General features: G+C 37.8%; 7 protein-coding genes and 1 pseudogene. 6 read left to right on the top strand and 2 right to left on the bottom strand.

Going from position 1 to position 8299, the window contains the following annotated elements:
• A pseudogene (locus AABE15_RS03600) lies at positions 1 to 180 on the bottom strand (tryptophan synthase subunit beta); the annotation flags it as partial.
• A 349-nt stretch (positions 181 to 529) separates the two neighbouring features.
• On the opposite strand from AABE15_RS03600, the gene rho reads away from it, so the two are divergent.
• A complete protein-coding gene (gene rho, locus AABE15_RS03595; RefSeq protein WP_338329913.1) occupies positions 530 to 1801 on the top strand; it encodes a transcription termination factor Rho in 1272 nt (423 codons plus the stop codon).
• Between the two features lie 34 nt (positions 1802 to 1835).
• Here the strand turns inward: rho and AABE15_RS03590 are convergent, their stop codons facing one another.
• Positions 1836 to 2291 carry a methylated-DNA--[protein]-cysteine S-methyltransferase gene (locus AABE15_RS03590; protein WP_338329912.1) on the bottom strand — a complete coding sequence of 152 codons (456 nt, stop codon included), beginning with the start codon at positions 2289 to 2291 and terminating at the stop codon, positions 1836 to 1838.
• Between the two features lie 379 nt (positions 2292 to 2670).
• On the opposite strand from AABE15_RS03590, the gene mnmE reads away from it, so the two are divergent.
• The 5 genes from mnmE to AABE15_RS03565 are packed head-to-tail and all read left to right on the top strand — an operon-like array spanning position 2671 to position 8236.
• Positions 2671 to 3993, top strand: coding sequence for a tRNA uridine-5-carboxymethylaminomethyl(34) synthesis GTPase MnmE (gene mnmE / locus AABE15_RS03585; RefSeq protein ID WP_408870247.1), 1323 nt, complete (start codon positions 2671 to 2673; stop codon positions 3991 to 3993).
• Between the two features lie 16 nt (positions 3994 to 4009).
• Positions 4010 to 5890, top strand: coding sequence for a tRNA uridine-5-carboxymethylaminomethyl(34) synthesis enzyme MnmG (gene mnmG / locus AABE15_RS03580; RefSeq protein WP_338329910.1), 1881 nt, complete (start codon positions 4010 to 4012; stop codon positions 5888 to 5890).
• Between the two features lie 3 nt (positions 5891 to 5893).
• A complete protein-coding gene (gene rsmG, locus AABE15_RS03575) occupies positions 5894 to 6517 on the top strand; it encodes a 16S rRNA (guanine(527)-N(7))-methyltransferase RsmG (RefSeq protein ID WP_338329909.1) in 624 nt (207 codons plus the stop codon).
• Positions 6511 to 7302, top strand: a complete 792-nt coding sequence (locus AABE15_RS03570; RefSeq protein WP_338329908.1) for a ParA family protein — start codon at positions 6511 to 6513, stop codon at positions 7300 to 7302. Before rsmG ends, AABE15_RS03570 begins: the two co-directional genes overlap by 7 nt.
• Positions 7303 to 7318: 16 nt before the next feature.
• On the top strand, positions 7319 to 8236 hold the full coding sequence (locus AABE15_RS03565; protein WP_338329914.1) for a ParB/RepB/Spo0J family partition protein: 918 nt from the start codon (positions 7319 to 7321) through the stop codon (positions 8234 to 8236).
• Positions 8237 to 8299 lie beyond the last annotated feature (63 nt).

Raw genomic sequence — 8299 nt, 5'->3', positions numbered from 1 at the left:
ATAATTAATTTCTTGTTGAAATAGAGGGTCGCTGCGTGCTTCTGAATAGGCTTTTTGTAATTCTTCTATAACAGGGATAAGGGTTTCTGATACAAAAATACCACCGAATTTACCAAAATGACCTCGTTTGTCAGGTCCTTGACGTAAACTATTAAGTAGTTGTTTAGACTTAAGCTGCAAAGATTCTCTCCTAAAATTGATTCAGATAATTATAAATGTTTAGATTGAATATAATAAATTTAACCCATACTATATAATGAATGATGTCGTAAAAACGCTAAGCCTATTCCTCGAACTAACAAATTACTAAGTACATTTTTGCGGTACCCTTATATGATAATTAGACTTGACAGCCAAAAGAGCTTCCTGTAAAAATTTCTTTACCTTTGGTATTTTTATATCAAATTTCCTTCGTATGAGATATGTTATTATTTACTTCATGTAAAATAAATGTTCATTCAATCTTTTTAAGGTTTTTGAATCATATTTCCCCTTTTTATAATAATTCATCCTTTTTTTAGAGCCATTCATGCAACTTGCCGAACTTAAGGCTCAATCTCCAGCAGAACTGCTTGTTTATGCAGAAAGTTTGCAGATTGAGAATGCATCTTCATTGCGCAAACAAGATATGATGTTTGCTATTCTCAAAAAGCTTGCGGAAAATAACCAAGCTATTTACGGAGAAGGCACGCTTGAGATTCTTCCTGATGGGTTTGGATATTTAAGATCTTCGGAATCCAATTACCTTCCTGGCCCTGATGATATTTATGTATCACCTGCCCAAATAAGACGCTTTGGCTTAAGAACAGGGGACACGGTTTCGGGTGAGATTCGTTCCCCCAAAGATACAGAGCGTTATTTTTCACTTCTCAAAATCGATAGCATTAATTTTCAAGATCCTGAGGTTGTGCGGCATCGTATTAATTTTGATGATTTAACCCCATTATTTCCTAACGAACGTTTGCAAATGGAAGTCCCTTCTTTGATGGAAGGGAAAGGTTCAAATAAAGATTTTACGCCTAGAGTTATTGATTTGGTTACGCCTATTGGTAAAGGGCAAAGGGCTTTAATCGTCGCCCCACCTCGAACAGGAAAGACGGTTATGTTGCAAAATATTGCGACAGCCATTTTGGCCAATCATCCAGAAGTTATTCTCATTGTTCTCCTTATTGATGAAAGACCTGAAGAAGTAACCGATATGATACGCTCGGTTAAAGGTGAAGTGGTTTCTTCGACATTTGATGAACCAGCCCATAGGCACGTGCAAGTAACGGAAATGGTTTTAGAAAAAGCCAAGCGTTTAGTTGAGCATAAACGTGATGTGGTTATTTTGCTTGATTCGATTACACGTTTAGCAAGAGCTTATAATACTGTGGTTCCCTCATCAGGAAAAGTATTGACGGGGGGTGTTGATGCGAATGCTCTTCAACGTCCAAAACGTTTTTTTGGTGCAGCACGTAATATTGAAGAAGGGGGTTCGCTTACTATTATTGCTACAGCCCTTATTGATACAGGCAGCCGTATGGATGAAGTTATCTTTGAAGAGTTCAAAGGTACGGGTAATGCTGAATTAATATTGGATCGTAAGTTGGCCGATAAGCGTACATTCCCTGCTATTGATATTACTCGTAGTGGTACCCGTAAAGAGGAAGTGTTGGTTGATAGAGCAAGTCTTTCAAAAATATGGGTGTTAAGACGAATTCTTTCTCCTATGGGAACGATGGATGCGATGGATTTCTTATTGGATAAACTCAAATACAGCAAAAATAATCAAGATTTTTTTGACGCAATGAACACCTAAAAAAAGAAAGAAATTTTTTTCGATTTTGGTTCTTCTAGGGGACAAAAGAAAAATGTCTTTCTAAATTGAGAAGGTATTTTTTTGTTTCAATTCCATCGCCTCCTGAATAGCCTCCTAATCCCTGATAGCTTACAACACGGTGGCAAGGAATTAAAATAGGAATTGGATTTCTAGCGTTTGCCCCGCCAACCGATCTTGGACTGCCTCCAGCAACAGAGGCTATATCTTTATAAGAGCGTGTTTCTCCAAAAGGTATGGATTGCAGAGCTTTCCATACTTTTTGTCTGTAGGAAGAGCCTTGAGGTTTTAAGGGAACATCGAACTCCCTTAATTCACCTTTAAAATAGGCAATAAGCTGTTTTTTTGTTTCTTCTAATACGGGTGAAGGATCTTGAATACTTCCCCATCCCCAATCTAAGGATACTATAAATCCTTGCTCTTCTGCGAGGCTTAACTCTCCTATAGGGGTGTGTAATGAAAGAAATGGCATAGTGTATAGTAACTTCTGAAAATAATAATGTTGCAAGATAAAGAATACTATAATGAAAATTTTCAATTAGCATAGATTAACGTTTAGCACCCTTATAAAATAATAGCGCAACAAGGCTATTCGCTTATTCCATGAAAATTTAATGCTGTGTTCTTTGGATATTTTCGAGCATAATTATCTATTTAATTGAAATTTAAGAGTAATGCCGTTAGAACTCGAACTCAAAAATTGTTTCTAGTTTTGAATATTTTAAGTATGTGTGCATAAACTATTCGAAACAATTATATTTGCTTGGTTAATTATATATTTTATTAGATATTAATTAACCTGTTTGAACCAAAACTTTTATAAGTTATCAATCGTTATGAATAACCCGCTTATAGACAACCCTCAATCAACTATATTTGCATTGGCAACGGCCTCAGGTAGAGGGGCAGTAGCGATTATGCGTATAAGTGGTCCATTGACTAAATCCATATTGGTTTCCTTGTGTCATAAGCTTCCAGAGCCTAGACAAGCATGTGTACGAAAATTAAGGCTCAAACGATTGGATTCTTTTGAAGTGTTGGATCATGCGATGGTGCTTTGGTTGCCGGGCCCAAACAGCTATACGGGGGAAGACAGTGCGGAGTTTCATCTTCATGCGGGTCCAGCGGTTATTGATGGGGTAGCTTCTGCGCTCGCATATTTAGGTGCTAAACCAGCAGAGGCAGGGGAGTTTACTAAAAGAGCTTTTTTAAATGGTCGTGTCGATTTGTTGCAAGCAGAAGGTGTCGCCGATTTGGTTGAGGCAGAAACACAAGCACAAAAAAAACAAGCCCTAGAGCAAACCGAGGGGGGGCTTAGCCGAATTTATGAACAATGGGGTCAGCGGTTAAGAGAAATACTTTCTTATCAAGAGGCATTAATTGATTTTCCTGATGAAGAGCTGCCTGAAGAAATGGAAGTCAATCTTAAAAAATCCATTGATGCCTTGCAACAAGAGATGGCAGAACATCTTAACGATAATAACCGTGGTGAAAAATTAAGACGAGGATTGATTTTTGTAATTTTGGGTGCTCCAAATGCGGGTAAATCAACATTGCTTAATGTTCTTTCCAATAAAGAGGCAGCTATAGTTACCGATCAAGCTGGTACAACGAGGGATGCAATTGAAGTTAGATTAATTTTAGGGGATGCCCCTGTAACATTAGTAGATACGGCAGGATTAAGAGAAACTGAAGATAAAATTGAAAAGGAAGGCATCCGGAGGGCAAAAAAAATCGCTAGAGATGCTGATTTTATTATGTGTCTAACCGATGCTTCAGTAGCTGTAGAAAAGCCTGAGTTTCCTTGTGATTTGTGGATAAGAACAAAAAATGATCTTAATGTTTCACATGAAACAATTTCAGCAAATGCTCAAAATCAATTGTACATTAGTACGAAAACTGGTGAAAATATTAAGAATCTTAGAGATTTATTATCGAGTAAAGTTAAAGAATTGACTGCTTGTCAGGGCCCTCCGCCTCTAACACGAGTAAGGCACCGTTTAGGGTTGCTTCACTGTGTCGAACATTTAAAACGTGCTTTAGTACAAGAGTGGCCAGAGTTACGTGGTGAAGAGCTTCGTTTAGCTATGCAAGAGTTAGGAAAAATAACAGGGAAAATAGCTGTAGAGGATTTGCTCGATACAATTTTTAGCCAATTTTGTATAGGTAAATAAAGGCGATAAGATAGTGATGAATAAAACAAAGTATGATGTAATTGTCGTCGGCGGTGGTCATGCAGGAAGCGAAGCTGCAGCTGCGGCTGCGCGTATGGGTGCTAAAACTTTGTTACTAACGCATCGTTTTGACACAGTTGGCACTATGTCCTGTAATCCTGCCATAGGCGGCATTGGAAAAGGGCATTTGGTTAAAGAAATTGATGCTTTTGACGGCATTATGTCCCAAGCTGCTGATAGGGCTGGAATACATTTTAAATTGCTGAACCGCTCAAAAGGACCTGCAGTGCATGGTTTAAGAGCACAAGCGGACAGGTTCTTATATAAGCAAGCCGTTCAAAAGTTGTTGAAGCAATTGTCGCGGTTAACAGTTGTGGAAGGAGCTGTGTCGGATATTCTATTAGAAAATGAACATTGTGTAAGCGGGGTTGTTTGTGAAGATGGAAGAGAATATAAAGCAGCTTCTGTTGTATTGACCGTTGGTACATTTTTACATGGTGTTATTCACATTGGTGAAAAGAATATTGAGGCAGGGCGTTTTGGAGAAGCTCCTGCGAATGCATTGGGCGCAAGATTAAAAGGGTTGGGATTAAAACTAGGGCGTTTAAAAACGGGCACTCCTCCAAGGATCTTGGGAGCTACCATTAATACAGAACATTTGATTGAAGATCGTAGCGATATTTATCCTGAGTTTTTTAGCTGTTTTACCCAGAGGGTATATAATCCTTTATTGTCATGTAGAATAACCTCAACGACCAAAGCAACACACGAAATTATTCAAGAAAATCTTCACCGTTCCGCGATGTATGGCGGATCAATTACGGGTAAAGGACCCCGCTATTGTCCCTCCATCGAAGACAAGATTGTTCGATTTGCTGGTAAAGATAAGCATCAGATTTTCTTGGAACCAGAGGCCTTACCCCATCACGAAGGCGGTGAGCTTACATATCCCAATGGTATTTCAACGAGCCTTGCGGAAGAGATTCAAACTAAAATGGTTCATTCTATCCCAGGATTAGAACATGCTATTATTGCTCGTCCTGGTTATGCAGTGGAATATGATTTTATTGATCCTCGATCCTTAAATCCTACATTAGAACTTCCTCAATATTCTGGTTTATTTCTAGCAGGTCAGATTAATGGGACGACAGGGTATGAGGAAGCCGCTGCACAAGGGCTATTGGCGGGTATTAATGCGGCTCTTCATGCGGGCGGTGCTGATAAAATGGTTATTGATCGTGGTCAAGGGTATATAGGGGTTATGATAGACGATCTTACTACACAAGGAGTAACAGAGCCCTATCGTATGTTTACTTCTCGTGCGGAGTATCGTCTCACGCTTAGACACGATAATGCCGATTTGAGATTAACGCCATTAGGAGAGAAAGTTGGATGTGTAGGTGCACAGCGTTCAGCGCTTTTCCATAAGGATAAACGAAACGTCGAAGAGGCTTTAAAAAGAGCGAAGACTGAAAAATTTTTACCAGAAACTCTTAAAAACGAAAATATTTCTGTTTGTTTAGATGGGCGGTGGCGTTCTTTGTTTGAAGTGTTAGCTTTATCTCCTACGGATGATGCTATACAAGCACTGGCTCCTTGGTTCGCAGATTTTTCTAAACGTGTGCAAAATCTGATTAAAACAGAAGCATGTTATTCAGGGTATTTGATAAGGCAAGCAAGAGAAATACGTTTACTTGAACAAGAAACCAAAATTAGCTTTCCTGTTAACATAGATTACAAACATGTTGGGGGACTTAGTCGAGAGATGCAAGAAAAACTCCAAGCCGTACGGCCTACAAGTTTTGGTGAAGCCCAACGCATTCCTGGAATTACCCCTTCTGCATTGATGGCTCTTTTAGCTTACATTAAAATTCCTTCTCACAGCATAAAGCACTGAACGATGGATCAAAAAGACGTTTGCCAGATGCTCAAAGAAAATGTTTCACATGAAACGTTTCAAAAGCTTGAAATTTATGTTGCTTTGCTCAATCAATGGAATTCAAAAATTAATCTGGTTTCAAAACACGATGCTTCTCGTTTGTGGCAAAGGCACATAGTTGATAGTTTTCAAATGGCTAATTTTATCTCTCCTCAAGCTTTGTCGCTAGTAGATCTTGGTTCTGGAGGGGGCTTTCCTGGTTTGGTTCTTTCTTTGGTAACTTCTTTAACCGTTACTTTAATTGAATCGGATAGGAGAAAAACTATTTTTTTGAGCGAAGTCGCTAGAGAAACAGGCAGTACCGTACGAATTATTTGTGGACGCATTGAGAATACAAAGATCCCAAAGGTAGATATTGTCACTGCTAGGGCTTTAGCTCCTCTAAAGCAATTGATAAAATTTAGTCAATATTTTCTTAATAAGGATGGTTATTGTTTATTTTTAAAAGGAAAAAATGTTGACAGTGAAATAGAAAAAGCAAAAACGATGTATAAATTTCACTATGAGAAAATTCCTAGTCTGATTGATGATAATGGGGTTATATTAAAACTAAGTCCAATGGAATGGTTTAAAAAAGAATGTTAAGTGAAGTTGCGTCTGAAAAAACAACCACACCAATTTTAGCCGTTGCTAATCAAAAAGGTGGCGTAGGTAAAACAACCACAGCTATAAATTTAGCAACCATTTTAGCAAAAGAAAAAAAAATTCTTTTAATTGATTTAGATTCTCAAGGAAATAGCTCTACCGCTTTGGGTATTGACTATAATGATCGAAAGCTTGGAACTTATCAATTCTTAATTAATGGAGAAGTTAAAGAAGGGCTAATCAAAAAAGGGATTGTACATAACCTTTCTCTGATTACGGCTGATGCGAATTTGGCTGGCGCGGAATTAGAATTAATCGAATTTAAAAAACGTGAGTTTCGCTTAAAAAAAGCTTTGTCTTTAATCAAGGATGCTTACGATTTAATTCTTATTGATTGTCCTCCCAGTCTGGGCATACTTACATTAAATGCATTGGTTGCTGCCAACGGCCTTATTGTCCCTTTGCAATGTGAGTTTTTGGCACTTGAAGGAATAAGCCATTTGGTGAAAACGGTAGGTCACATACAAAAATCGTTAAATCCAAATTTGGAAATAAAAGCTATTGTACTGACTATGTACGATAAAAGAAATAAGCTTTCTGAACTGGTTGCTGAAGATACGAGATCATTTTTCGGTAAAAAAGTATGTGAAACGGTTATTCCACGAAACGTTCGCATTTCTGAGGCGCAAAGTTATGGGAAACCCATTACGCTCTATGATCCCAAATCATCAGGAGCGCTAGCTTATATAAGTTTGGCTGAAGAGCTCCTACAGCGTTTTTGTTAACAAAAAAAGGGTCATGATGAAAACGGGTAAAAATCAAGAAAAAAAACATCTAGGTCGGGGGCTCGCTGCCTTGCTCGGTGCTAATATCGTTTCTCAAGATAAAGAGCCACAGTTAAAAGCCAGTCAGTTTAAAACACAAACCATTACTGAAACAATAACTCTTTCACTTGGATGTATTGAAGCAGGTCCTTTTCAACCTAGGCAAATTATGCAGTCAGAAAGTTTGCAAGAACTTGCAAACTCTTTGAAGCATCATGGCATATTACAACCTTTGCTTGTTAGGGAGAAGCCAAGCCATAAAGGAAAATATCAGATTATTGCTGGTGAACGGCGATGGCGTGCCGCACAGTTGGCCAATTTATACGAGATACCTGTACGTATATGCCATTTTAGTGATAAAGATGCTATGGCGGTAGCTTTAGTTGAAAATTTACAACGTGCCGATCTAAATGTAATTGAAGAGGCAGAGGGTTTTTCAAAATTATTAAATGAGTTTAGCCTTACACAAGAAGAGCTTGCAAAAATAATCGGAAAATCCAGACCTTATATTACTAATAATCTTCGTTTATTACAACTTCCAGAAAAAATTAAAGTGTATTTGAAAGAGGGTAAGCTTTCTGCTGGACATGCGAGGGCATTATTGATGCATTCTGATCCTGTTAAAGCAGCCGTCAAAGTTCTGGATAATGGGCTCACAGTTAGACAAACGGAAGCATTGGTTCGAAAAAATACGTTACAAAAACATTTAAGCACCGAATTAAAAGAATCTACTGATCCAGAAATAAAATTGTTAGAAAAAGATTTATGTTGTCAGCTAGGATTAAACGTTCACGTAAAATTTGATGGTGAAGGTGGTTTCATTAAAATTGACTATAAATCTTTAGAAGAATTTGATAATATACTGGCGTTGTTAAAACATAAGTCTAATTTTTGAGTAAAATAAATTATTTTTATTCTGTGTGTTTTAAATAGTAAGAATTAAATAGCAGTTCTTCAT

Source organism: Commensalibacter sp. Nvir, assembly GCF_963921845.1.
Lineage (GTDB): Bacteria > Pseudomonadota > Alphaproteobacteria > Acetobacterales > Acetobacteraceae > Commensalibacter.
Note: the sequence above shows the minus strand (reverse complement) of the source record. Positions and strands in the feature narration are given on the sequence as shown.

Excerpts from the sequence above, each read along its gene's own strand:
- mnmG (WP_338329910.1), top strand. The coding sequence starts at position 4,010 with ATGAATAAAACAAAGTATGATGTAATTGTCGTCGGCGGTGGTCATGCA.
- AABE15_RS03570 (WP_338329908.1), top strand. The coding sequence starts at position 6,511 with ATGTTAAGTGAAGTTGCGTCTGAAAAAACAACCACACCAATTTTAGCC.
- rsmG (WP_338329909.1), top strand. The coding sequence starts at position 5,894 with ATGGATCAAAAAGACGTTTGCCAGATGCTCAAAGAAAATGTTTCACAT.
- AABE15_RS03565 (WP_338329914.1), top strand. The coding sequence starts at position 7,319 with ATGAAAACGGGTAAAAATCAAGAAAAAAAACATCTAGGTCGGGGGCTC.
- AABE15_RS03590 (WP_338329912.1), bottom strand. The coding sequence starts at position 2,291 with ATGCCATTTCTTTCATTACACACCCCTATAGGAGAGTTAAGCCTCGCA.
- rho (WP_338329913.1), top strand. The coding sequence starts at position 530 with ATGCAACTTGCCGAACTTAAGGCTCAATCTCCAGCAGAACTGCTTGTT.